Source organism: Paenibacillus sp. FSL E2-0178, from assembly GCF_038593005.1.
GTDB classification, from domain to species: Bacteria; Bacillota; Bacilli; order Paenibacillales; family Paenibacillaceae; genus Paenibacillus_AQ; species Paenibacillus_AQ phytohabitans.
This window is the reverse complement of record NZ_CP151953.1, coordinates 4,868,970-4,892,145: the sequence shown is the minus strand read 5'-3', so window position 1 is coordinate 4,892,145 and position 23,176 is coordinate 4,868,970. Positions and strand designations below refer to the sequence as shown.

The 23,176-nt window shown below is 52.5% G+C and carries 26 protein-coding genes; 8 read left to right on the top strand and 18 right to left on the bottom strand.

All coding sequences use genetic code 11. The features are described 5' to 3' along the window. Positions 1 to 136: 136 nt before the first annotated feature. The 8 genes from MHI42_RS21295 to MHI42_RS21260 all read right to left on the bottom strand — a co-directional run bounded on the left by MHI42_RS21295 (position 137) and on the right by MHI42_RS21260 (position 6,410). Entirely contained in the window at positions 137 to 646 is a 510-nt protein-coding gene (locus tag MHI42_RS21295) for an SRPBCC domain-containing protein (RefSeq protein ID WP_042140480.1), read from the bottom strand. A gap of 19 nt (positions 647 to 665) precedes the next feature. Continuing rightward, positions 666 to 989, bottom strand: a complete 324-nt coding sequence (locus MHI42_RS21290; protein WP_342420574.1) for a metalloregulator ArsR/SmtB family transcription factor — start codon at positions 987 to 989, stop codon at positions 666 to 668. 116 nt (positions 990 to 1,105) lie between these two features. Continuing rightward, the gene (locus MHI42_RS21285) at positions 1,106 to 1,609 is read right to left on the bottom strand and encodes a hypothetical protein (protein WP_342420573.1); all 504 of its coding nucleotides are present in this window, start codon (positions 1,607 to 1,609) and stop codon (positions 1,106 to 1,108) included. 65 nt (positions 1,610 to 1,674) lie between these two features. Further along, positions 1,675 to 3,060: a HAMP domain-containing sensor histidine kinase gene (locus tag MHI42_RS21280; protein WP_342420572.1), complete on the bottom strand. Its 1,386-nt coding sequence runs from the start codon at positions 3,058 to 3,060 to the stop codon at positions 1,675 to 1,677. A gap of 9 nt (positions 3,061 to 3,069) precedes the next feature. Then, positions 3,070 to 3,747 carry a response regulator transcription factor gene (locus tag MHI42_RS21275; protein ID WP_171717673.1) on the bottom strand — a complete coding sequence of 226 codons (678 nt, stop codon included), beginning with the start codon at positions 3,745 to 3,747 and terminating at the stop codon, positions 3,070 to 3,072. 24 nt (positions 3,748 to 3,771) lie between these two features. Beyond that, on the bottom strand, positions 3,772 to 4,818 hold the full coding sequence (locus MHI42_RS21270; RefSeq protein WP_342420571.1) for a DUF4097 family beta strand repeat-containing protein: 1,047 nt from the start codon (positions 4,816 to 4,818) through the stop codon (positions 3,772 to 3,774). A gap of 172 nt (positions 4,819 to 4,990) precedes the next feature. Then, positions 4,991 to 5,836, bottom strand: a complete 846-nt coding sequence (locus MHI42_RS21265; RefSeq protein ID WP_342420570.1) for an anti-sigma factor — start codon at positions 5,834 to 5,836, stop codon at positions 4,991 to 4,993. Further along, a complete protein-coding gene (locus MHI42_RS21260; protein ID WP_171717676.1) occupies positions 5,829 to 6,410 on the bottom strand; it encodes a sigma-70 family RNA polymerase sigma factor in 582 nt (193 codons plus the stop codon). The genes MHI42_RS21265 and MHI42_RS21260 overlap by 8 nt, the downstream gene beginning before the upstream one ends. A 192-nt stretch (positions 6,411 to 6,602) precedes the next feature. On the opposite strand from MHI42_RS21260, the gene infC reads away from it, so the two are divergent. Continuing rightward, on the top strand, positions 6,603 to 7,115 hold the full coding sequence (gene infC, locus MHI42_RS21255; protein ID WP_342420569.1) for a translation initiation factor IF-3: 513 nt from the start codon (positions 6,603 to 6,605) through the stop codon (positions 7,113 to 7,115). Positions 7,116 to 7,360: 245 nt separating this feature from the next. Here the strand turns inward: infC and MHI42_RS21250 are convergent, their stop codons facing one another. The 6 genes from MHI42_RS21250 to MHI42_RS21225 form a co-directional block, all read right to left on the bottom strand. Beyond that, complete coding sequence (locus MHI42_RS21250) at positions 7,361 to 7,489, bottom strand: hypothetical protein (protein WP_342420568.1); 129 nt, start codon at positions 7,487 to 7,489, stop codon at positions 7,361 to 7,363. A 45-nt stretch (positions 7,490 to 7,534) separates the two neighbouring features. Continuing rightward, complete coding sequence (locus MHI42_RS21245; protein ID WP_342420567.1) at positions 7,535 to 8,116, bottom strand: GNAT family N-acetyltransferase; 582 nt, start codon at positions 8,114 to 8,116, stop codon at positions 7,535 to 7,537. A gap of 79 nt (positions 8,117 to 8,195) precedes the next feature. Then, entirely contained in the window at positions 8,196 to 9,902 is a 1,707-nt protein-coding gene (locus MHI42_RS21240) for an ABC transporter ATP-binding protein (protein WP_342420566.1), read from the bottom strand. Between the two features lie 290 nt (positions 9,903 to 10,192). Then, a complete protein-coding gene (locus MHI42_RS21235) occupies positions 10,193 to 11,005 on the bottom strand; it encodes a sugar phosphate isomerase/epimerase family protein (RefSeq protein ID WP_342420565.1) in 813 nt (270 codons plus the stop codon). A gap of 20 nt (positions 11,006 to 11,025) precedes the next feature. After that, positions 11,026 to 11,484 (bottom strand): tetratricopeptide repeat protein, encoded by a 459-nt coding sequence (locus tag MHI42_RS21230; RefSeq protein WP_342420564.1) that lies wholly within the window; start codon positions 11,482 to 11,484, stop codon positions 11,026 to 11,028. An 89-nt stretch (positions 11,485 to 11,573) separates the two neighbouring features. Next, entirely contained in the window at positions 11,574 to 12,779 is a 1,206-nt protein-coding gene (locus tag MHI42_RS21225) for an ATP-binding protein (protein ID WP_342424778.1), read from the bottom strand. 249 nt (positions 12,780 to 13,028) lie between these two features. On the opposite strand from MHI42_RS21225, the gene MHI42_RS21220 reads away from it, so the two are divergent. The 3 genes from MHI42_RS21220 (at position 13,029) to MHI42_RS21210 (ending at position 15,994) form a co-directional block, all read left to right on the top strand. After that, a complete protein-coding gene (locus tag MHI42_RS21220; protein WP_039296152.1) occupies positions 13,029 to 13,826 on the top strand; it encodes an AIM24 family protein in 798 nt (265 codons plus the stop codon). A gap of 65 nt (positions 13,827 to 13,891) precedes the next feature. Continuing rightward, positions 13,892 to 15,391, top strand: a complete 1,500-nt coding sequence (locus tag MHI42_RS21215; protein ID WP_342420563.1) for a GNAT family N-acetyltransferase — start codon at positions 13,892 to 13,894, stop codon at positions 15,389 to 15,391. 24 nt (positions 15,392 to 15,415) lie between these two features. Beyond that, positions 15,416 to 15,994 (top strand): class I SAM-dependent methyltransferase, encoded by a 579-nt coding sequence (locus MHI42_RS21210; protein WP_342420562.1) that lies wholly within the window; start codon positions 15,416 to 15,418, stop codon positions 15,992 to 15,994. A 75-nt stretch (positions 15,995 to 16,069) separates the two neighbouring features. Here the strand turns inward: MHI42_RS21210 and MHI42_RS21205 are convergent, their stop codons facing one another. Both MHI42_RS21205 and hprK read right to left on the bottom strand, forming a co-directional pair. Next, the gene (locus MHI42_RS21205) at positions 16,070 to 16,354 is read right to left on the bottom strand and encodes an alpha/beta-type small acid-soluble spore protein (protein ID WP_342420561.1); all 285 of its coding nucleotides are present in this window, start codon (positions 16,352 to 16,354) and stop codon (positions 16,070 to 16,072) included. 65 nt (positions 16,355 to 16,419) lie between these two features. Then, entirely contained in the window at positions 16,420 to 17,337 is a 918-nt protein-coding gene (hprK, locus tag MHI42_RS21200; protein WP_039296145.1) for an HPr(Ser) kinase/phosphatase, read from the bottom strand. 176 nt (positions 17,338 to 17,513) lie between these two features. On the opposite strand from hprK, the gene MHI42_RS21195 reads away from it, so the two are divergent. From MHI42_RS21195 to MHI42_RS21185, 3 genes are read left to right on the top strand one after another with little or no spacing between them, the layout of a single operon-like run. Beyond that, a complete protein-coding gene (locus MHI42_RS21195) occupies positions 17,514 to 19,151 on the top strand; it encodes a diguanylate cyclase (RefSeq protein WP_342424777.1) in 1,638 nt (545 codons plus the stop codon). A 46-nt stretch (positions 19,152 to 19,197) separates the two neighbouring features. Continuing rightward, entirely contained in the window at positions 19,198 to 19,671 is a 474-nt protein-coding gene (locus tag MHI42_RS21190) for a phosphotransferase (RefSeq protein ID WP_342420560.1), read from the top strand. Positions 19,672 to 19,713: 42 nt separating this feature from the next. Further along, entirely contained in the window at positions 19,714 to 21,120 is a 1,407-nt protein-coding gene (locus tag MHI42_RS21185; protein WP_342420559.1) for an S-layer homology domain-containing protein, read from the top strand. Between the two features lie 118 nt (positions 21,121 to 21,238). On the opposite strand, the gene MHI42_RS21180 is transcribed toward MHI42_RS21185, so the two are convergent. Then, positions 21,239 to 21,730 carry a GNAT family N-acetyltransferase gene (locus tag MHI42_RS21180; protein WP_342420558.1) on the bottom strand — a complete coding sequence of 164 codons (492 nt, stop codon included), beginning with the start codon at positions 21,728 to 21,730 and terminating at the stop codon, positions 21,239 to 21,241. Between the two features lie 158 nt (positions 21,731 to 21,888). Between MHI42_RS21180 and MHI42_RS21175 the strand changes: the two genes are divergently transcribed. Next, a complete protein-coding gene (locus tag MHI42_RS21175; protein ID WP_342420557.1) occupies positions 21,889 to 22,257 on the top strand; it encodes a DUF1304 domain-containing protein in 369 nt (122 codons plus the stop codon). 23 nt (positions 22,258 to 22,280) lie between these two features. On the opposite strand, the gene MHI42_RS21170 is transcribed toward MHI42_RS21175, so the two are convergent. Next, positions 22,281 to 23,102 carry a methyl-accepting chemotaxis protein gene (locus MHI42_RS21170; protein ID WP_042140495.1) on the bottom strand — a complete coding sequence of 274 codons (822 nt, stop codon included), beginning with the start codon at positions 23,100 to 23,102 and terminating at the stop codon, positions 22,281 to 22,283. Between the last annotated feature and the right edge of the window lie 74 nt (positions 23,103 to 23,176).

The window sequence follows — 23,176 nt, the reverse complement described above, 5'->3', positions numbered from 1 at the left end:
AGGTTTGGGATATACCCCAAATATATAAATGCGTATTTTCACAAAAAAGAGACCATCCCCCGCCAACATCCGGCAAGGAAACAGCCTCTTCGTATTATCACTCTTACTACACTTATCTGCTCCGCTGCCCGTCCGGTTACTGAATCGCTTGCAGATGCTCCTCGAGGCGGTCCCAGGTTTCGGTAATCCCCTGCTCCATCCCCATATCCATCACCGTCTTGAGCGCTTCCGCGGAATCGTATTTCGACCGGCTCACCAGCTTCGTCTTCCCATCGTATTCTTCAAAGAACATGCTGACCAGCGTGGACGGCATACCTTCGGTTTCGTTGCCTTCGGCATCCGAGAAGTAATCGGTATAGACAAAACTCTCGCCGTCGGTGATCTCATGGTAGACCCCTTTGCCCCAGGATTCCATGCCGAAGAAGTCGCCCTGCTTCTCATCCACACATTTCATACAGTAGTGCCAGACGCCGCCCGGACGAAAATCAACGCTGCAGAAGGGAACAATCCAGCCGCGCGGGCCCCACCACTGCTTCAGATGCTCAGCCTCGGAGAATACTTTGAATACAAGCTCACGCGGTGCATCGAATACACGTTCAAGAACCAGTTCAAGACCTTCTACTCTCGAAATCATTTTGCTGGACATTCCTAATCCCTCCTGATAATCATGAATTGTCTTTGGATTGCAGCTTCCGGAGATAATCATCCAGATTGTCGAAGCGTTCACTCCACAGCTTACGGTAGGCCTCCAGCCAAGCATCCAATGCCTCCAGCGGCTCTGTACGCAGCCTGTAATTCCGGCGGTTCGCCGCCGCCTCTACCTCAACCAGTCCGGCTTCCAGCAGTACGCGCAAATGCTTCGAAGCCTGAGGCTGCCGCAGCTCCAGCCGCTCAGCAATATCGCCTACGCTCAGCGGCCCGTCCTTTAGAATCTCTACCATCCGCAGGCGGGTGGGTTCGGCAAGTGCGCTAAATGTCGTTGTGTCCATTATTCTGATGTTCCTTTAGTAAAGCTTGTATTATTTATTGGTGGTGTACACTTACAATATACCCGAATAGGAATATTCCCGTCAAGGAATATTATAATTCATTCTGCTAAATCAGGTTATTGATTCGTTGAATAGACCTTAGCACTCAGCTCTGCTGCAGATTCATAATCCTCCGCCGGCGCTATAATTTGCAGATTCTTAATCATACCGCCGCCCGTTTCCGGACCAATGGGCTCGTAAAGGAGAATCTTAACACTGTCAAAGCTGCCTTTTTTCCAAATAGAGCCGAAAGCAAACCCGCTTGGCTTCCAATCATAATAGGTGATGTTCCCCCAACCATTTCTTATCTCCGGGTAAAATACAATATCGGCCATCTCGTATTTGCTGTAATCATATTTCTCAACTGTGATACGCCCATGGAACACCTGATTGCGGAATAAAGGTCGGTGAAGGCTGCCTTTAATATGTACCGTAGTTTTTTGCGCGGATGATGCGTCGCCGGTTCTGAATTCAACCGCCGGATAGCTGGTGTCAATCGCTTTGGGGAAGCTATACATAGTGCAAAAAAGAACGCCACCGATTAGTAGCAATATGGTGAAAATCAGCACCTTCCTCTGCATACATAACTTCCCCCTCAGCTCTTCAATCCATCCGGATACCGTAAGTTACGCCGGATTAAATCTACTTATGACCCTATGAACGTCAGCGTTACAGTTGTACCTTGTCCCGGCGTGCTGTCGATGGCGATGGAGCCGCCATACCGCTCCATGATTGCCTTGGCAATGGCCAGTCCCAGGCCCGAGCCGCCCTGCGAGCGGTTGCGTGAAGCTTCCGTACGGTAGAAGCGCTCGAAGATATGCGGCAGCTGCTCAGCAGATATTCCGATTCCTGTATCGGCTACGGTCAGGATCACCTTCCCGTCGTCTGAACGGGAATGCCCGATCGTTACCGCCCCGCCTTCAGGCGTATATTTCAGCGCATTCTCCACGATGTTGCGGAGCACCTGATAGCAGGCGCTGCCAGGCATCCGCATGGGCAGCGCCTGTTCACCGGGGCCGCCGTCATAGTCAAGCTGCACCCCCGGATTAACATGAACAGTCTGAGGCAGCAGTTCGTTCAGCACAGACTTCAGATTGCAGGCTTCTTCATCTCCGCCCTCCGGGGCCAGCGCCTCCGCCTCTGCTTCCGCAAGCAGCAGCAGCTGGGAGATCAGCTGCTTCATCCTCCGCGTCTCATCCATCATGAACGCCAGCGACTCATCCAGCACCTCCGGTGACTGCCTGCCCCACCGCTGGATCATATGCGTATGGCCTTCAATAATGGCCAGCGGTGTCTTAAGCTCATGGGAAGCATCGGCAATGAAGCGGCGCTGCTGATCGAAGGAGACCTCCAGCTTATGCAGGAACCCGTTGAAGGTCTCGCCCAATTGCTGCAGCTCATCCTGGGCAGCAGGGACATGCAGCCGCCGGGACAGGCTGTTCGTCCCGATGCTGCGCACTTCGCCAATCATGCTGCGAATCGGCTTCAGCGCTGACCGGGAGACGATTCCCCCTGCAAGCACAGCCATTCCGGCAGCCAGCAGCAGTCCCAGCAGCAGCAGTCTGCCCACCTCCTTCTCGGCGGTGGCGCTGCGTGATTGCCCGCTGTCCGTAAGCTGCAGCCTGACAAGGCCATATACGGGCAAGGACAGCTCCTTCTCTGCGCTGTAGACATCTGAGCCGGGCGCCGGTTCACCTTCGCCCGCTTCTGCGAGCACACGCCCGCGTGCATCCAGCATTTGCAGAACCTGGCCTTTATCCAGCTCAGGGGCAAACACCGAGAAATCCGGCTTCAAAAAAGCCGCTGCACCGCTTCCTTTGCCCAAACCGGGCTGAAGCAGGGACGGCAGGAACTCCACCTCACCGACCCGCAGCTCAAACTGTCTAAGCTTGGCATCCAGCAGCCGGGTCTCCTGGCTGTCTGTCCAATGCTTGAAGGTAATATAGACAAATCCGCTGACCACCGCCGTAACGGCCAGTGCAGTGAGTGCAATCGAAGCGCTGACTTTACGGGAGAACGTCCATGGCTTCATTCACTCACCTCAGTCTCTCAGAATATATCCGCTGCCACGGACTGTATGGATCAGCTTCTCGCTGTAGCCTTCATCCACCTTCATGCGCACATACCGGATATAGACATCCACCACATTCGTCTCGCCTTCATACGAGTAGCCCCAGACCAGGTTCAGCAGTGCCTCACGGTTCATCAGCCGGTTCTTATGGACCAGCAGGCAGTGCAGCAGCTCGAATTCGCGCTGTGAGCATTCAATCTCGCGCCCGGCGCGGCTGACCCGGTGCGCAGCCCTGTCCAGTATCAGATCCTTGGCATGCAGGACTTCATCCCCGGCTTCTGCGGCGTGCAGCCTGCGCTGCAGGGAACGCATGCGGGCCAGCAGCTCTTCGATGGCGAAGGGCTTCGGCACATAATCATCCGCCCCGGTGTCCAGTCCCCGTACCCGGTCACTGACCGTGTCCCTGGCAGTCAGCATAATAATTGGAGTCTGCTTCACCGCGCGTACCCGCTTGCATACTTCTATTCCGCTGATGCCCGGCAGATTCAAATCGAGCAGAATGATGTCAAAATGCTCCCCCAGCGCTTGTCCGGCACCCGTAATACCATCGCACGCAACCGTAATGTCATAACCTTCATAGGACAGCTCCAGCTCCAGCAGGCGGATCATGGCAGGCTCATCCTCAATAACCAATACGCGTTCCTTCAACCTCTCGTCCACCTCTTCGCAAGATCAGTTCTGCATTAGCGATAACCCGGCCATAGACTTGGCGCGGATCTGATACGTACCTGCGCCCAGCTTCCCGCTGGCCCGGTGATTCTTCACTGTCAGCGGGAAGTCCGTTTCAATCTCTTCAAAAGCGGATTCGGCATCGACCACGACTCCCGCATCCCCCGGCCAGGCCAGCTCTACGTCCCCTACCGCTGTAGTTACCTTCCAGTCTCCGCCGACCTTCCGGCTCTTCACATGAATGTTCCCGGCTACGGTGACCGCTTCTACAGCAGCCAATGCGTCCTTCACCGACACATTGCCGTTTGTGGCCTTCAGGGTCAAGGCTCCGGCAATTTGCTCCGCCTTCACGTTGCCGTTGGTAAGTGTGACTTCTACGCGGCCCTTCGCTTCAGAGACCTGCACATTGCCATTCACCGTATGTAATTTGAGCGCATTGCCTATGCCGGAAGCAGATATATTTCCGTTCACAGCCGCTAACTCAATTCTACCTGTACTAGAAACTTTTGACAAAGAAAGATTGCCGTTCTCCGTCTCTGCCTGAAGCTCGGCCTTCATGCCCTGCGGCAGTGTAACCGTCAGATCAAGGCTTGGATATCGCCAATTGCCATAAGACTCGCTGTAGGTTCTAATCTCCAGATCAGCCCCTTTGCTTACCTTCATCCCCGCCTTGTCCGCTACGGCCTTCGCCTCATCCGCGGTTGCCTGATGGACGGTCACGGTCATATGGACCTCCATCTCCTTGACATTGCCCTGCTTAATTTCGATGGTTCCGTTCGTGTTGGCAATAGAGACACTTTGCGTGCCGGCCGGCAGGCTGATGCGGGTAATGCCTTTGTCAAAAGAGTAGCCCGTCCCCGTCTTCTTCCCCGCTGTCTGCAGAGAGACTGCCGCCGCCGGAGCTGACACCGAGGCCTGTGCTGGCGCGGATTCAAAGTCCGCCTCAGCCAGCGGCCGCGCACCGGCGGCCCCTTCATCCGCTATGCCCATGTACATTAATACCGCCGCCAGCGAGGCGCTTGTGATTAGCCGTTTCCAAGTCATTCTCATATTCTCTCTCCTCCAGTTCATGTGATTACCCTTAGGGTAAACCATCCTTGATGAGAAAGACTTTGCAGGGAGATTAGAATTTGATGAGAAAAAAACAGCCGGGAGAACCCTCCCGGCTGTTCTTCAATATACATTAGGTTCCCGCCAATATCGGCATTGCTGAATCCAGCTGCTACCCCTGCTTAATCGGCGCAGCCAGAATGATCTGTCCCCGCGGGGCGTCTCCCCCGTCATCCGGCTCCAGCGTAATTGCCACGGTATCGTAGGCCTTCGGATCAAACGAATAATAGAGTGCCCCGTTTCCGTCCTGTGAGATGAAGGTGCCCGCATTCTGCGGCGTATCCCCTTTGATCAGCCATACCTGATAGACCTCTGTGCCTGTAAGCTCCGGCAGATCCTCCGCCTGGATTACGAGGTGGGTCCCGGATGTATCAGTGACAATGGTCGCTACACCCTTGGCCGAAACAGCCTCTCCCGACGGGCTAAGCGCCACCGTCTCATTCACCTTAAGCCCCTGCAAGGGCCCGGTGCCGGAGGCAATCTGCCGCTGCAGCTGGTCTACATCCCCGCGCAGCTGGCCGGTATAGACAATCAGCAGCAGCACGGCGACAGCCAGCCCGAGGCTTAAGTAACCCCAGAAGCGGATTTTTCTAGGCTCCGGGATTCTCGCCTTGGGCAGGCCCTGTTCTATAGGCGCCACCTTAACGGACTCACGCTCAATGGTGCGTTCTGCCGCAGGCTGAATATTGAGGCTGGTCTTCGGCTGAGGGGCTGACGTACTTACATGCCCTGACTCTAATACCCGTGATAATATCCGATCCTTCATTCCGGAAGGCGGCTCTGCGGGCTCGGAAGCAAGGGGAAGATGGTCCAGTACCTGCCGGTATTCACTTACCAGCTCCTTGCATTCACTGCAGGCTTCTGCATGGGCAGCGAACTGCGCTGTCTCTTCTGCCGTCAGTGCGCCCAGAACATATAATTCGGCCAGTTCACAGAGATCATCCTTATGTTCACTCATGCGCATGATCCCTCCTTCCCCAGTGCCGTAATGATTTGTGCAGCTGCTTCATTGCCAATCGGACCCTTCCTTTGACCGTCCCCAGCGGAATTGCCGCAAGGTTCGCTACTTCCTGCTGGGTATAGCCCTGATAATAAATCATATCCATCACCTGCTGCTGATCCCGGCTGAGCCCCAGCAGCGCGTCCCTGATCTGTTCCCCGGCCATCTGCAGCTCAACGAGATCCTCGGTGAGCGCTGTATGGTCCTGAATCATATCCAGATTCCCGGAGTCTGCAGATTGCTGCGGCAGCCGGGAGCTGCGTTTGCGGAGATGATCAATCGCCAGATTGCGCGTAACCGCGAACATCCAGGTGAGCAGCTTGCCCCTGCCGAAATCAATCTGCTCCGCATTCTTCCATACCCGCAGGAACAGTTCCTGCATTACTTCTTCGGCGGCCATCGAATCCTTCACGATCTGGTAAGCAAAGCTATAGATTACCCGTTCATACCGGTCATAGAGCAGTTCGAGGGCATTCGAGTCTTTCTGTGCAATAAGCAGAATTAACTGCTTATCGTCAGCTGTGTCATTCAATTGCCATCCCCCATTCAACAAAAATTTAGGACCCCGGCGCTCCCGCGCTGAACTTCCTGCGTTTCACTGAGTATAACCGCTTTGCACAAGCGGCTCAACTTTGAATGAAAGATCATGCACTCCGGAATTGAAGCCCGGCCGGCTTCCATATATGATAGCTATATCATATCCGAAAAGGGAGGATTCATTTCCGTGGCCGTACTTATTAATGAACAGATTAGAGCAGCCGAGGTCGAGCTTACCGGGCTGAAGGGCCAGAAGCTCGGCACCGTATCCAGAGACGAGGCGCTGGCTATGGCCAGATCCGCAGGAGCCGATCTGGTCTGCACCTCGCTGATGAGCAGTCCGCCACCCTGCAGCCTGGTCGCCAAGGGCAAAGGCAAAGCCGCTGCGCAAGCGGCCCGCAAGGGCGATACCAGCCGTCCGCAAGGCGGCGGAGGCGGCAATGAGAAGGTGAAGGAGCTGCGCTTCACCGCCCATATTGAAGAGCATGACTACGACACGAAGCTGCGCCAGGCGGACAAGCATCTGCGCTCCGGCAAGCCGGTGCAGCTGGTCGTGAAGTCTTCCGGTGCGAAGGAAGCGGCCGCCGCGAAGGCAGTCCTGGAGCGTCTGCTGGCAGATCTGAAGGAGGCCGGAAGCAAAACCACCGGAATTCAGACCAGCGGCAAAGGCGCACAGGTACGGGTAAATCCGCGTACGTAATATTGCTGTGAGAGCAACAAGTGGAAAAAGGTATCTTAATTTACCTGTTTCTGAGGGATCGACCGAAGCAAGTGGAAAAACAACATCTAATATTGTTAGGTTTAGCTACTGTGGGTGAAACGGGAGGATTTAAGTGCTGTTTGTCCAACTGTTATTGGAGCAGGGTTCTATCGTTCATCAGCAAGTGGACAATATCCAACTATCTCCGGTCCTCATAGCATCCGAGCTTGTCCCGTTCGTTCTCTCTAGTCCGAAGCATATACATTCTTATCTATGTAAGTGGAAACGGCTTTGCTGTCCTGTAAAAGGACGGCAAAGCCGTTATTCTTGAACCCCATCTTCTTCCACTCATCTTGCCCCGCCGGGCCGCTCATCTTCTACTCGTCTTCCGTACATCTCCGCTCATCCTAGGGTTATCTTCAACTGCCAAGCCGCCCACGCCCAGCAAACCGCAACCTTTCCAGCACATGCAGCAGCTCACCGTTGCAGTCCTCATAATCGCCGGTTAGTCCGGCCAGCTCCCGTTCAAACCGGAAGCCCAGCTTCTGGAATACTCCGAGCGACGCTGTGTTCCGCGGATCTGCCTTGGCATATAACCGGTCCAGCCCGATTACATTGAAGGCATAAGCGGTGAGCGCCCGGGCGGCCTCAGTAGCATACCCCCGGCCCCAATGCTCACGCCCGATCAGATAATACAGCTCGGTATCCGGTGCGCTGAAATCCAGTACACCAAGGCCGCACCAGCCGATCAGCTGTCCGGTTGCCTTGCTGCAAACCGCAAACGAATATTTGAACGGCAGTTCAAACGGCGTATGATAGCTGAACATCAGCCAGCGGAACAAGCCTTCGTATTCATGCCGCTGCATGACCTCCATATGCATGAAGGTTAGCACCTCCGGATTCTGCATCAGCGCGAAGGAGGCGCCAAGATCACTTTCAATATAAGGACGGATGATCAAACGCTCTGTTTCAAGCCTCATCGCAGCTAACGTTATATTCATTTAGGTGGCCCCGCTTTCAAGTCCTGTCTGTACCCCAGCATAGTACAAGCGAAAGAATGTCGACAAGGTAAAAGATGATTTAATCCGTTTGCCCCCTGCCGTTATTCCACAGCGTTCTGAAGGCATCACAGCTGCGGATCAGGGAATCGAAATCCCCCTCCCCTACCAGCTTTCCCTGCTCCATCACCAGAATCTGATCTACTCCGCTGATGAAATTCAGCCGGTGCGCGATAATAATGACCGTCTTGTTCCTGAACTCCGCAAACACCGTTTCCATCAGGCTTTTCTCCGTAATATTATCCAGCGCCGAGACCGGTTCATCGAGGATGATCAGATTCCGCTTCTGCAGGAGCGCCCGGGCAAAAGCCAGCCGCTGCCGCTCACCCCCCGACAACTTCAGGCCCCGCTCACCCACCATCGTCTCCAGCTTCTCCGGCAGCTCCAGCACCTTCTCCCTCAGATGAACCTTGTCCAGAACCGCATACAGCTCCTCATCGGGCACCTCCTGGTCAAACACCATATTCCCCCTGATCGTGGTATCGAATATCGGACTGTCCTGCGACAGATAAGAGATATGATCATAGTAGCTGTTCAGGCTCAGCTCATCGATATCCGTGCCGTCCACCAGCAGCTTGCCGCCGCTTTTCTTCAGCAGGCCCGTAATCAGCTTAATAACCGTCGACTTTCCGCTTCCGCTTAAGCCAACCAGTGCGACCGAGGTTCCGTGCGTGATGGAGAAGGACAACCGGTCCAGCACCTGAACCTCCCCGTAGCCGAAGGACACGTCCCTGAATTCAAGATCGCCCTGCAGCCGGGCTACTGTCTTCCCCTTCTCCAGATTAGCATCCTCCCGGGCATTCAGGAATTCACCGAACCGCTGATAGGTCACCCTGTTCAGCTTGTAGCCGACGAATAACACGTTGAAGACGGCAATCGGCGTATATATTTTCTCAATGAACATGAACAAGGCCACCATCACCCCGACCGAGGCCTGCCCGGACACCACATTCTTCACTCCATAGAGCAGGACAATCACTTTAATGACCGTAATGAACGATTCGAATAAGGCAAAAAAAGACTCATGGATCATCTGCAGCTGAGCGCTTTTGTGAATAATCTGCCGTGCGGTCTCGTTCAATCTGCTGATCTCCTGCGCATACTTCTTATTGGTCCGGAACACAACCAGCTCCATGAATCCGCGGATTGAATAGCGGGACATGGACTCCTGCTCCTTAAGCACAGCCGCTTTAATCCGGTAGAGGTATTTCAGCAGCACATTCGTGATCACGAAGATCACCACATACCCGCCCGCAATCACCAGCATGATTCTGAGGTCATAATAGCTGATGAAGAACAAGCTGAAGAGGATGGTAGGCAGCAGCTCATGCAGTGTCCCCAGAATAAAAGTAAACAGAATGCTGTTCCCGGCCGCCGCGCCGTTCTCAATTACCTTGATCATCTGGCCTGTGCCCATATTCTGATAGGCGGTATAATCCATTCTGGAGATTTTGGACAAGGCCAGGATCTTCAGCCTTTCCGTGATGCTGTTTGACAGATGGGCGCCCGGATATTCATCCGCATAATTCAGAAGTACATTCGCGCCCAGCAGCACCCCGTAGATAACAATCCAATGTGTGATTTCGCTGAAGACCGTTCCATCCACCGCCTGATCGAGAATCTTCTGAAAGACCACTATGCCCAGACTGCTTAAGAACTGAATGGCGAAACCAAGAAGGATATACAGAGCAATCCACCCCTTGAGGTGGACAAGACATTTTCGCAGCATAATTACAATCCCCAATCTTAATAAGTGTATAAAAAAAGCCGGGACCACGCTTCGCCACCCAACGCTAATGAACCCCCTGCATATGCAGTGTGGTCCTTACGTTGAATAACTCAGTGTCCCGGCTCTAAAAATGAATGCCTGGCACCGTCCAAGGTTATAGTTATCATGTGATCAAAAAGGCAGACTGCCCCCTTGATGGCTGGTACGCGTTCAACCCAGCCCGATAACTACTTCCTTGCGACAGTACGGTATGGCATCCATTTCACCCCGATTGTAAGATTGTCTTGTTCCTAATCCAGCATGGAGCGCAGCCACGCCGCCGACTGCTCCATATAACCCAGCTGGTCTACAGCATCAAAATGCTCGATGGCCAGCGTATCTGCGTATCCCTCTGCCTTCAGCAGCCGGAGCACCTCGGCGATCCGGATGCAGCCTGAGCCTACAGGGGACGGATACAGCGGAATCCCGCTTGCGCTGATTCTGGGCTCCCCGCCGTTGTCTTCCAGCGACCGGTCCTTGCAGTGGACATGGATTATCCGGTCCTTCAGCTTCGCGAACGCTTCCAGTTCATCCTCACCACGGTAGATGAAGTTCCCCGTGTCGAACGTGATTGCCAGCTTAGGCACCTGCTCCAGGAACCAGAGCAGCTCGTCCGCCGACGAGAACGGCGCCCGGATATCGTCGAAGTCCTCCATCGTTACACGGATGCCCTTACGCTCCGCGTAATCACAAATGGCATTCAGCGCAGCAGCCATGCTCTGAAGAGCCTGGCCCCGCGCCTCCGGGGTGGCCGTCTCTTCGGTGAAGCCCGGAATAACCAGTACCTTGCCGGCTCCCAAATAGGCTGCTGTATCAATGAATGCATACCCCGGCTCCGGTGCAGGCTGATTCCCGAAGTCAAAAAAAGCATACATCGACGCCACGGAGATCCCCGCTGCATCCAGCCTTTGTTTCATCGCCTCAGTACCGGTCAGCGCCTCTTCCAGATCAAGCTCTACCGCCTCTATGCCATAGGCATGCACTTTGTCCAGTACATCCGTAAGCGGCAGGCCGCTCTGCTCGCTTGCCTTCACAATATGATTGTAAAATACCGATAGCTTCAAGCTCTCCAGCCCCTCTCAGCCTAGCGCTTAGTATCCTCAGCATCCTTAGAATCCGAGTTACCGTCCGCTTCTTCGGCCGAATCCTCAGCATCCCCAGAATCCTCAGGATCATCAGAACCGTCCTGCACGCCCGCTTCATTCCGGCTCCATTCCAGGAACTCAATAATGTCCTGATCCTCAGGGTCCAGCTTATGGGCCTTCTCAAAAGCCTTGATCGCCTCATCGTACTGGTCCAGATAATAATGCGCGTAACCGACGCGGAAATGCCACAGCGGATCTTTTTTGCCTTTGTCGGCAGTCTTGTTGAACCATTTAAGCGCTTCCTTATAACGTCCCAGATTATTGAGCGCCCGGCCCAGATGAACCGCCAGCTCATCATCAATCAGCGGGGTAGGAACCTCTTTGATGCGGGATACAATTTGTTCGAATTCATCTTCCTCATGCCAAGCATTCAATTGCGCAATTAACTCTTGTCTCATTACAAACAGCCTCCCGGTTAATATATCCATTCCTCTAAGAGTTACTTTATCATTTTCACGGAGAGTTTCCCACTGTTGCCCTGTCCGCCCTAAGCCGGGATGGCGATCTCGAAGGTGGTTCCCTTTCCTTTTTCGCTTCGAACCTCGATAACTCCCTTAACTTTGTTGATCGCACTGTAAGCCATCAGCATGCCCAGACCCGTACCTTCTTCTTTGGTGGAATAGTAGGGTTTGCCCAGACGTGAGATTTCATCCTTCGTCATCCCGATGCCGGTGTCGCGGATGGTAATGATAATATTCTGCTTCCTTTCGGAGATATCAATGGATAGAACGCCGTCATCCATTCCCTTCATCGCTTCGATCCCGTTTTTGTACAGATTAATCAGACATTGCTGCATCAGATTCCGGTCATAATGGGCGCAGAGTGAGTTGTTGAAGCTAAACTCGACCGCTACTTTGTGGATTGTGGCATACGGCATGATGACATTCTTGGTGTACTCACACTCGGCCTGGAGGTTGGAATAGACCATATTCTCCGACTGCGGCTTGGCAAAAGAGAGATAATCGCTGATGATCTTCTCCGCCCGGTTCAGCTCCAGCAGCGACAGTTCAATATATCCCTTCTCTTCGGGCGTAAGCGTCTTCGATTTGTTCAGCAGCTGAAGGAACCCGCTTGTCACGGTTAACGGATTCCGCATCTCATGGGAGACGCTGGCCGCCAGCTCACTAACCACATTAAGCCGCTCCGACTGCATAATCCGGTCACGATTCTTAAGATTGGTAATGATCTGCTCCAGCAGAATCATTAAGACCGCCATCACGGCTGCATGAGTGGTCAAAGCATAGAAGGTGAGCATCCAGAACTGCATATCCAGCGACTCCATAACCATGCTCAGCACAATCAGATAACAGCCCATTGTCAGCACGGCAATGACGGTTGCCCAGCTGATCCGTGTTCTTGGCTTCGAACGGATAAATCTTGAACTTAATAACGGCACAACGATCAGAACTGCTGTTGAAAAAAGAAACGAGTGAATCGTTCCCTCTCCGCCTATATAGAAACGGTATACGTTTAGTATCAGATAGAGCGGAAGAACATTTTTGTACCCTCCATACAAAGCTGCGATAAGAAACGGAACATACCGCAGGTCAAAGATAAACCCCGTCTCCAGCCGGATCGGCTTGGCGATACACAGGATCATGGTTATAGCTGTGAGCAGCACAAGAATCTTCCGGTTATAGGCGTGCGGCCTATTCTCAAAGAAGATCAGAAAGATAAGTACCGGAAACAGCATAAACAAGAAATTAAGAAGCAACGTCTCGAACAAGGTTAACTTCCTTTCGACTCCAATACTGGTATGGTATCTGCATTTGTGTTCTGTGCACTATACTTAGAACATTACGCTAATCTATTATTATAAGTAAAGCTAAACCGGATTACTATTAAAATCTTCTATGATTTTCCATTATTTTACCACATGTTATGGACTCTGCTATAATCAATGGACATGCCCAAATAACTGCATCTCAGGGGAGGAAGCATTATGGCTTTTACCATTAATAATCTGAAGGATAACCCTAATGTTGTGATTAAAGAACAGCTTGGCGGATTCTCGGTCATTGAATACAAGGAGGATCTGAGCAGCACCTCCATGCTGGAAGCCCAGGCCAACTTCTTCATGAGCAAGAGCAATATGCGCAACAAGCAGCTGATGATTGAGCTTACGAATAGCGAGGTTATGCTGAGCGCAGGCGCTATGCAGTATATGATCGGCAATATCGAGATGACGTCGGGTGTCAAAGGTGTCGGCGGCCTGATGCGCAATATTATATCCAGTGCAGCAACCGGCACGAGTGCCATCAAACCGCTCTATAAAGGAACAGGGACGATTATGCTCGAAACCACCTACAAATATCTCTGGCTGATTGATGTCGACAACGACCATATCGTGATTGATGACGGCATGTTCCTGGCCTGCGAGACTACGCTGGATATTGCTGTTGCTGCACGCAAGAATGTATCCTCAGCCGTCCTCGGCGGAGAAGGGCTGTTCAACCTGAGCGCACGGGGTAAAGGGATTATCGCTCTTGAGGCTCCTATTCCATCCGAGGAAGCCGTGGTGGTCGAGCTGCAGAATGACGTGCTGAAGGTAGATGGCAATTTCGCGTTGATGTGGTCGAACTCGCTTGATTTTACCGTAGAGAAGTCAGGAAAGACCCGCATGGGCTCTGCCGTTTCCGGCGAAGGCTTGGTCAATGTCTACCGGGGAACCGGTATGGTCTGGCTGGCACCGCTCATGAATTACAAGAACAGCCTGTTTCAGGCTGCACCTACTTCCTGATTCTGAGGCCACTTGAGGCATTGCTCCATCCAACCTAATTCATCCAAAAAGGACGGGCCATTCGTATGTCTATTCAAGCTGTATTATTTGATTTCGACGGAACACTTGCAGATACGCTGCCGTTATCCTTCCATGCGTTCCAGGCCGTATTTCAGCAATACGATCATAGGGAGGTCACCCGCGACGAGCTTGTCGCCATGTTTGGCCCCACCGAGGAGGACATCATTGGCGGCAATTTCGCAGACCCGTCTTCCGTTCCGCAAGCTATAGAAGATTATTATTCGTTATATGAGCAGGGCCATTTCGGAGAATTCCAGAATGACCAGAGCATAACAGAATTACTTCAGGCCCTGAAGGCGCAAGGGATGAAGCTTGGCGTCATTACCGGTAAAAGCAGACGGGCCTATCAGATATCGGCCGGAGCGCTGGACCTGGAGCGCTTCTTCGATATCTCCATTACCGGAGATGATGTGGTTAAGCCCAAGCCTGATCCCGAAGGCATACATTCGGCCCTGCGTACACTTGGCATTGCTCCCTCCAATGCTGTATTCGTTGGGGACAGTAATGCGGATATTCTCGCGGGCAAGGCTGCCGGACTGCAGACCTACGGTGTCCGCTGGCTGTCCACCTTCCAGAGCCAGGCTTACGATGTTCCACCGGATGGTGTGTTTGACAGTGTGGATGAGTTCCGGAAGCTTCTCAAGTTAAATAACATCATTGCAATGACGTATCATTCCAGGCAGCAGGCGGCGGACATTACTGTACTGGAGCAGCAGTGCAGCCACGCGGACTCGGTCCAATTAAGCTCAGATCTTGAGCATCTCGTCAAAGAGGATGGCGACCATGCCCTGCTCTGCTATCGCGGAGACCAGCTCATAGGTTTACTGAGCTGGTTTGCTACCGAAGGCGATTATGCGCAGATTAATGCCATGGTCCATCCGGAATACCGCCGTGAGGGCGTATTCCGCAGTCTTTTGCAGCGGGCCAAGGAAGATATTGCGCCTCTCGCCGTACACAGGCTCAGTTATAGGGTTCCGAGCCGCTCACAGGCAGGACTCCGCGCGGCCCAGGCTATCGATGCTGATTATGACCGCTCTGAATATTCGATGTCATATGCCCTTACGGAGTCCGGCAGAGAACCGGTTCCGGCAGAATTGCGTCTGCTGCCTTCCTTGCCGGAGGACTTCGAATTCATGGTCTCCTGCTCATCCCAGGCCTTCGGAGACTCCGAAGACTCCACCCGGGAGTATTTCCTGCAGACGAATGAACCGGAGCGTATTACCTATATTGCCTGGGCGGGCGGCCAGCGGATTGGCCTGATCCGGGTGAATTACGTGAATGAGGCAACAGCCTTTATCCATAATTTCTGCATACTGCCCGCTTGCCAGGGCCAAGGATATGGCGGGAAGGTGCTCCGGCAGACTGTTGATCTCCTGCTGCAGAAGAACTATTCTTCGATCCGTCTAGGCGTTGTCACCGAGAATGAGCGGGCTTTGGCCCTCTACCTCAATGCCGGCTTCAAGATCAATTTCGAGTATAAATATTACAGCGGCAGCCCGGCGTGAGCACAGATTAAGAAGGAGCGATATATGCCCGTTACCGAGAGTATTCCCTGGATTGCTGCATTTCTCGTTCTGCTGTCCGTAGTCTGGATTGTGCTCGTAAGCTGGAAGAACGGAATATCGCCGATGCCCGCCTCCAGGGCTGTAAGGGCGGCAGTAGCCGGGGAGGTGAACCGTATCCCGGGGTATGCCAATGTTCTGGAAGCAGGGTCGGGCTGGGGAACGCTGGGCCTGGAAATCATCCGCCGCTGCCCCGGCAAACGGCTGACCGGCATAGAGAACTCAAGGCTTCCCCTATGGTTCTCACAGCTGTTTGCGGTAGTATGCACACGATTCCTGCCAGTGAAGAGTGAACGGGAGCGGCTGCGGGGCAAGGTCATTTTTAGGCGGGGCGATATATATAGAAGCTCTTATAGCGATGCCGATATTGTGCTCTGTTACCTGTTCCCCGGAGCCATGGAACGGCTTGCTCCCAAGTTCAGGCAGGAGCTGCCGCCGGGCGCAGCCGTGATCAGTGTCTGCTTCGCTCTTCCTGACAAGCAGCCGGTCCGCATCATCACCTGCCCGGACCGGCTCCGGACGAAGGTATATGTCTACATTTTCTGAATATTACCTGCGCAGAAACTGCAAATAGCCCAAAAGCATGCCGCTGCCTTGGGCCATTGGAGGGACCGCGTATTTCTAGGATTTGCCCTTACCCGCTAACTGCTCCTGTGCCAGGCGGACCATCTCCCGGACCATAGAGCCTCCGATTCTGCCGCCAATCTGCCCTGCTGATTCCGTGGTCAAATTGCCGTTATTGCCCGCCTGCAGCGGGATACCGAGCTCCTTCGCCACCTCGTATTTCACATCGTCCGGATGATTCGGATCCACATGGTATCCTTCCTGCTTCATGACCTCTGCTTTGAAGGTCTGCATGACCTGGGCTGACCCGGGTACCGCATATTTCCTGTTTCTTCTCGCCATTTCGGGTACACTCCCTCTGCTGTCTTTATTCTAAGTTGCCCTGGAGTGTAGGGGATTATCCCGCCTTAAGACTGCATCCCGTCTTCAATCCGCTTCATGAAGTCTTCTACCGCGCTGTATCCAAGCTGCTTGAGATACCAATTATTCGCAGCAGCTTCGATCAGGCCGGCCACATCGCGCCCCGGCTGAAGCTGAACCTCAATATGCGGGATTTGAACGCCGAGATATTCCGTGAACTGGGGAACCAGCTCCAGGTCATTGTTGAGTGAATTCTCCTGCCACGGTGCCAGCTCGATGTCTAATACAATCCGAGTCTCATCCTGGAAGGCCCTGCGCCCGTACTGGCGTACGACATTGATCAGGCCGATGCTGCGCAGGGCCAGGAATTCGCGGGTCGTCTCATTATGCGTCCCGAGCAGCGTCGCCGGCCCCAGCTTCTTGAGCACTACAATATCATCGGCCACGAACCGGTGGCCCCGCCGGATGAGCGTATGCGCCGTTTCGCTTTTGCCAATCCCGGACTTGCCCCGAAGCAGAATCCCGATGCCCGACACATTGACACATACCCCGTGAATCGACAGCTCCGGCGCCAGTGTTTTTACCAGATAGCTGTCCAGCTTGGCAATAAACTCCGTGGTCACCTCTGGTGTCCGCAGCAGCGGAATGCCCTCCTGATTACAGTATAAGGTGAGATAAGGGATCTCTTGCTGGCCGCTCGTTACAATGAAACAAGGCGGATGATATTTGACGATATTGCCGATGTGCAGCATGCGTTCCTCTACACTCAGCGTCAATAAATAGTTGATCTCCTTGCGGCCGAGTACCTGCACCCGCGCCATCGGAAAGAAATCGAAATAACCGACGAACTCAAGCCCGGGTCTGTGCGTCCGTGGACGGGTAATGACGCGGTCCATGCGCTCCGCCCCTGCCAGCACTTCCAAATGAAACTTGTCCGTAAGATTCTGAACGGTGATAGATTTCATATTGTTCTCCTCCCAACCATATTCTTCCGATAGAATCACTTAAAAATCTTGTAATCTGCACACGCTAATTATATATTAAAATCAATATATAAGACCTTTGACCCAGAAAAATCAATAAAACACTAAATATATCAAGAAGGTGTAGTATATTGGCCTTGGAGTCTTGGATTGATCTGATGATGTGCTTTGTCTTGTTCCTTTTGTTTATATACATATTTGCTTCTGTAGGTACGATAACCAATTTGCACAAAGTCTACCTGGGTTTTCATTTCTCCATGATGATCTGGCCTTACTGCCAGTTTGCCATCCGGACCGTTGATGATCCAATCTATCAGCTATTCTATGTGAAGCTTGCCTTTATCGATGCCTCCCTGCTGACTACGGGCTGGATCTTCTTCACCATTCTGCTCTCTGGCCAATCACAATTTCTTAACCGCAAAATATTAATCGCCCTGCTCGTTCCGGCATTCCTGTCGTCGCTGGGTGTGGTGCTGAATCCGAACGGCTGGTTTGTTCTTCCGGTAAACGGCGGATATGTTGAGCGGATCTACGGACCTATTTTCTGGATCAACATGTCTATTGTTATTCTACACGCCATCGTATCGCTGTATATCATTTATGTAGCTCTGGTCTCCGATCAGGCGCCGCGAATCAAGAATCAGATCATGTATATGCTAAAAGGGATTCTTGCCGTCTGTGTCTTCCTGATGATCGATGTGTTCCTGAACGTAGTACTGGACGATTATCTGCCGGTCATTCCGGGCTTTACTTCGCTAGGCATTGTCGTGTCAGCTACCTTCTTCGTGATTACCATTCACCAGGACAAAGTGTTTGATATTGTAACTATCGCCCACCAGGATATTATCAATACGATGGAATACGGAATTCTTGTCCTCGACGATCAAGAACAGGTGGTCGAGATCAACCAGGCTCTGCTTCCCCAGATCCGGCTGAATCCCGGGCAGAGGTTCGATATGGCCCGCCACCTGCCCGGCGGCAATATCGTGAAGACTGAACAGTTCCTGCAAACCTACCGTGACCATCCGCTTGAGGTAGCCGAGACAGAACTAATGTATCCCGCACTCCAAATGTACATCAGCATTCATGCCGCACCGATTATGGTGAGCGGTGTGAGGGTGGGCCGGATTGTCACCTTCCAGAATATAACCGAGCTTCGGCGCCTCATTGATGAGACGAACCAGCAGAACACCATTCTGCAGGAGCGCAATTCCGCCTTAATCAAAGTCCAGGAAGAGCTGTTCCAGACGAACGCCAAGCTCCGGAAGATGGCCATCACCGACAGCCTGACCGGCTGCTACAACCGCCATTATCTCATGCAGCAGCTGGAGAATGAATTAATGAAGGACCGGGATCCCAAGGTCCCTTCGACCATTATACTGATCGACATCGATTATTTCAAAATGGTCAATGACCGCTACGGCCACCTGGCCGGAGATGAGGTCATTTGCAGTACGGTAGAGGTCCTGCAGCGTAATCTGCGCCACTCCGATATTCTGTCCCGTTATGGCGGCGAGGAGTTCCTTATCTACCTGCCCGATACGGAAGAGGATGAGGCGTATGTGTTGGCAGAGCAGCTTAAATCAAGCATTGAGTCCAACCAGATCAGAATTGATCATATAGACGAGCCTATATCCATCACCATCAGCATAGGAATGCTCAGTATCGGGGAATTCAAGGTCACACCGCCCATGAGCACAACAACTTACTTGAACGATTTGTTCAGATCGGCAGACAAAGCCTTGTACGCAGCCAAGCATCAGGGCCGCAATCAGATTGTTTCCGTGAAAAGATAGTGATGCACATAAGCCACCCGGCTCAGGAAGCCGGGTGGCTTAACTTTTGTCTGCGGGGCTGTTCCCTACTGTAACTTTAATTATAGCTAAGCTTTCTCTATACATCCGGTTTCGCCGGGAGCTGATCGGCGGGGTGTATTTCGCAGAGGGCGGGGGTAAGCGTTATGTACTCAAAATATACCGCAGCTTCAAAACAGCCGATGCCCTGCAGTCCGTCCGCATTCTTGATTATTTAGAGGCTCATTCTTATCCTGCCGTTGCTGCGCTCGAACACTATGGCAATGAACTATGGAGCCGTATGTCAGAGCTGCCTAGATACTTTTGTCACGGAAATCTGCATACAGGCAACATGCTCAGGGACAGCCGCGGGCAATACGTGCTTATGGACTTCGATGACGCTTCAGGTGATTATCCGGCCATGGATGTTGCCTATATGTCTGATAACACTCACTACCCTAATAAACCGGAATTCCGGATAATTCAAACCTGCTGTAACCTTTTTGCAGGACGGCACGTCTAAGATCACAAATAAACCACAAACTACTCTATGAGGTGACTGACAATGAAGAATACATTCAAGATCATTACTATATCAGCAGCTGCTGCACTGGCGCTCAGCTTCGCGGGACAACAGTTCGCTTCCGCGGCAACCTTCAAGGATATTAACAATGTGCAGGACAAAGACAAGATCATCGCACTGCAGAATAGCGGCCTGATCAAAGGGATCAGCCAAGACCTGTTCGGTCCGAATATCAGTATCTCGGAGGCTGAAGGAGTGCAGATGATCGTAAATGCACTAGACCTGAACCTTGATCTGATCCGGTTTGTGAAGGAGCCGCATGCTACCGACTATTTCAAGAATGCCAATGATTCCGCTTGGTACGCTGAAGCGCTCATTATTGCCGGTGTCCACGGGCTGGATCTGCCCGCCGACCTGAAGCCAAACCAGAAATTAACGCGTGAAGAATTCACACATCAGCTCATTGATGCGATCGAAGCCAGCGGCCAGCTGCCGATGATCAAGCCGGTTGTTATTGATTATAAGGACCAGAATCAAGTTAAGGCAGAGTATTCCGGTTCGATCCAGCGCGCCCTGAACTACGGTGTCCTGAAGCTGGATGAAAGTGGCAAGCTTAATCCTAAGCAGGAAATCACCCGGGCTGAAGCAGCTGTAGCGATCAGCAATGCGCTGGCGTATCTGAAGGCACACCCGGCACCGGCTGCGCTGAGTGAGACGCTTACTGCCGAAGAGGCCGTTCAATTGATTAAGGAGGCTGTAGGTCCGGAAGCAGACCTGCAGATCAAGATCGACCCGGCAGCCAGCATGACCCGCGAGTCGTTCACCTACCTGCTGGTGCATACCCTCCAGACCAGCGGCCAGCTGCCGATGTTCAAGCTTATTCCAGTTGAAGTCGCAGATGAGAGTCAGATGGATATCTCCAATTCGGGCGCTATTCAAACCGCACTGGCGCTTGGCTTCGTTACACTGGATGAGTCCGGCAATTTCAATCCGAAGGGTGATATTACACGTACCGCCGGTACGGATATCGTGAATAAAGCGGTGGAATACTTGAAGGCTCATCAAGCACCCGCAGCAGAGAGCGAAGTTCTTACGGCTGAGCAAGCTGTTCAGTTGATCAAGGAAGCCGCAGGACCGAAGGCTGATCTGCAGATCAAGATTGATCCGGCAGCCAGCATGACCCGCGAGTCGTTCACCTACCTGCTGGTGCATACCCTCCAGACCAGCGGCCAGCTGCCGCTGCTTAATCTGATTCCGGTAGAGATCAAGGATAACGACAAGATCAATATCCTGAACTCGGGAGCCATTCAGACGGCCATCGCCTTGAAGATCGTGAAGCTGGATGCTGACGGCAAGTTCAATCCGCAGGCTGGAATCACCCGTACAGACGCGGCCGCTATGGTTAGCCAGGTTCAGGAGATCCTGAAGCGGGCTGCTGCGAATCAATAATACCCGGAACATTCCAATTTTCCGCAAGCAATTATCAGCTCAAAAAGCACAAGTCAGTAGCTTGTGCTTTTTGGCATGTTTTATGATCACCGCCGGGGAGCTTGTCAACACGATACAGCTACAGCAGCAGAATCATCAGATCCTCATCCAGATACTCATCTCCAAGCTTCATCGCCTTCGGCTCTGTGCCATAGCAGATGAATCCAAGAGATTCGTATAGTCTTTTGGCAGCTACATTATTCGAGGTTACCGTTAAATTCAGAATTTCGAGCCCCGGCAACAGCCTCGCACGGGCAATCAGCTCCATCATCAAGCGGCGGCCCACTCCTTGTTTACGGACATCCGAATCCACATATACTGAATATATATTAGCTTTATGATCAATTTTGGGCCGGCTCTCCCGGAAAAAAGTGACGATGCCCACCAGCTTCTCCTCAGCATCAAAAGCTCCCAGCGTGAAATTATTCTCCGAGGGCTCCAGCCTGATGCGGGTGGTGACTATAGACAGCTTCTTTTCCGATTCATAGGAGCTGAGATAGGCTTCCGGATGCAGCCGCAGCGACTGTAGCCGAAGCCCGCGGTAAACCTCCGCATCCACAGATGTCAGCATTCTTAGGTACAACGGTTTTGCCTCCTCAAGGAATTTAGGGATTCCAAATTGACAAAATTGCAGAATTTGGCTATATTTAGACAGTGTAAAATTATATTTTGAACAATTTAATTTCTCCGTTAATCAATCTTACATAATTATGAAAAGAGGGATTTACTATGATGATGGTGAGTTTAATACTCGTGGCCTTAGTTGCACTGGAGCATGTGTATATTCTAGTGCTGGAAATGTTCCTGTGGACTACCCCGCGGGCGCAAAAATCATTCGGCACCACTCCGCAGTTCGCCCGGGAAACGAAATCGCTGGCTGCCAACCAGGGATTATATAACGGCTTTCTGGCTGCCGGTCTAGTCTGGAGCCTGCTGCATCCGAACGATACCTTCAGTGTTCAGCTTCAATTGTTCTTCCTGATCTGTGTTGCGGTTGCAGCCATCTATGGCGGCATTACGGCCAAGAAATCCATTCTTTTGGTTCAGGGCCTCCCGGCCTTCATTGCTCTGCTTGCCGTTGTTTTGGCGAATCTGTAATTATGAGAATGGCCGCTCTTCCCTCACAGCTTCTGTGCGAACTGGTTCAGCTGCTCGGACATCGTCCGGATCTCCTCGATGAAGCTGGAGATTTCATTCGTTGAAGCAGCCTGCTCCTGCCCGACTGACGCAATCTGATGGATGGATTGGCTGATCTGCTTCATCGCAGCTTGGATCTCCCCCAGGGTATCCCGGATCCGCTGCGCAGACTGCTCGGTTTCCTTCGAGAATTTGCGGATTTCTTTCGCTACAACATCGAATCCCCGCCCCTTCTCCCCGGCGTGGGCAGCCTCAATGGCTGCATTAATCCCGAGCAGATTCGTCTGGTCGGCGACCTTTCTGAGGACAGCCAGCACTTCATCGCTTTTTTTGACACTTTCGGCGGTCGTTTCCGACTGGAGCAGCAGCTTCTGCGAGAAATCGGCAAGCAGTCCCGAGCCCTCTGCCACATGCCCAATCCGGGCATTAGCCTGATTTAGGGAGACCGAGATCTGATCAGCGATTTCGCGCAGCTCGGTCTGTCTGCGGACCTGGATGCAGACCGCCCCGCAGACGCTTCCATCCTCTCCGTGTACCGGAAGAACCGTACCGACGAATTCATACCCATAGTAGTCCTTAGGGACATTAGCTTTCGAGAATTCATCATTTCTCAGCGCATGATACAGAGGTTCGTCCGCAAGAATTATCTGCCCTGCCCGAATTCCCAGATCAATGGACGTACCAGGGAAATACGCGATGAACTTCTCCACATCACAGACAGCAATAGATACATCATAGGGAAAAGCAGCTTTCAGGACCGGTGCCAGGTTCACTATATCTTCAAGGGAGCGGATAATGTTCTTCATGGATGTGGGTTCTCCTTTATTGAATTGCTCATTACACAGTACAGAACACAGTACAGAAATATCTAGATTAAGGT

Excerpts from the sequence above, each read along its gene's own strand:
- MHI42_RS21170 (WP_042140495.1), bottom strand. The coding sequence starts at position 23,102 with ATGAAGAACATTATCCGCTCCCTTGAAGATATAGTGAACCTGGCACCG.
- MHI42_RS21285 (WP_342420573.1), bottom strand. The coding sequence starts at position 1,609 with ATGCAGAGGAAGGTGCTGATTTTCACCATATTGCTACTAATCGGTGGC.
- MHI42_RS21245 (WP_342420567.1), bottom strand. The coding sequence starts at position 8,116 with ATGAATATAACGTTAGCTGCGATGAGGCTTGAAACAGAGCGTTTGATC.
- MHI42_RS21180 (WP_342420558.1), bottom strand. The coding sequence starts at position 21,730 with ATGCTGACATCTGTGGATGCGGAGGTTTACCGCGGGCTTCGGCTACAG.
- MHI42_RS21210 (WP_342420562.1), top strand. The coding sequence starts at position 15,416 with ATGCCCGTTACCGAGAGTATTCCCTGGATTGCTGCATTTCTCGTTCTG.
- MHI42_RS21230 (WP_342420564.1), bottom strand. The coding sequence starts at position 11,484 with ATGAGACAAGAGTTAATTGCGCAATTGAATGCTTGGCATGAGGAAGAT.
- MHI42_RS21290 (WP_342420574.1), bottom strand. The coding sequence starts at position 989 with ATGGACACAACGACATTTAGCGCACTTGCCGAACCCACCCGCCTGCGG.
- MHI42_RS21175 (WP_342420557.1), top strand. The coding sequence starts at position 21,889 with ATGATGATGGTGAGTTTAATACTCGTGGCCTTAGTTGCACTGGAGCAT.
- MHI42_RS21215 (WP_342420563.1), top strand. The coding sequence starts at position 13,892 with ATGTCTATTCAAGCTGTATTATTTGATTTCGACGGAACACTTGCAGAT.
- MHI42_RS21225 (WP_342424778.1), bottom strand. The coding sequence starts at position 12,779 with ATGCTGTTTCCGGTACTTATCTTTCTGATCTTCTTTGAGAATAGGCCG.
- MHI42_RS21185 (WP_342420559.1), top strand. The coding sequence starts at position 19,714 with ATGAAGAATACATTCAAGATCATTACTATATCAGCAGCTGCTGCACTG.
- MHI42_RS21240 (WP_342420566.1), bottom strand. The coding sequence starts at position 9,902 with ATGCTGCGAAAATGTCTTGTCCACCTCAAGGGGTGGATTGCTCTGTAT.
- MHI42_RS21195 (WP_342424777.1), top strand. The coding sequence starts at position 17,514 with ATGATGTGCTTTGTCTTGTTCCTTTTGTTTATATACATATTTGCTTCT.
- MHI42_RS21220 (WP_039296152.1), top strand. The coding sequence starts at position 13,029 with ATGGCTTTTACCATTAATAATCTGAAGGATAACCCTAATGTTGTGATT.
- MHI42_RS21280 (WP_342420572.1), bottom strand. The coding sequence starts at position 3,060 with ATGAAGCCATGGACGTTCTCCCGTAAAGTCAGCGCTTCGATTGCACTC.
- hprK (WP_039296145.1), bottom strand. The coding sequence starts at position 17,337 with ATGAAATCTATCACCGTTCAGAATCTTACGGACAAGTTTCATTTGGAA.
- MHI42_RS21205 (WP_342420561.1), bottom strand. The coding sequence starts at position 16,354 with ATGGCGAGAAGAAACAGGAAATATGCGGTACCCGGGTCAGCCCAGGTC.
- MHI42_RS21265 (WP_342420570.1), bottom strand. The coding sequence starts at position 5,836 with ATGAGTGAACATAAGGATGATCTCTGTGAACTGGCCGAATTATATGTT.
- MHI42_RS21295 (WP_042140480.1), bottom strand. The coding sequence starts at position 646 with ATGTCCAGCAAAATGATTTCGAGAGTAGAAGGTCTTGAACTGGTTCTT.
- MHI42_RS21270 (WP_342420571.1), bottom strand. The coding sequence starts at position 4,818 with ATGAGAATGACTTGGAAACGGCTAATCACAAGCGCCTCGCTGGCGGCG.
- MHI42_RS21250 (WP_342420568.1), bottom strand. The coding sequence starts at position 7,489 with ATGAGCGGCCCGGCGGGGCAAGATGAGTGGAAGAAGATGGGGTTCAAG.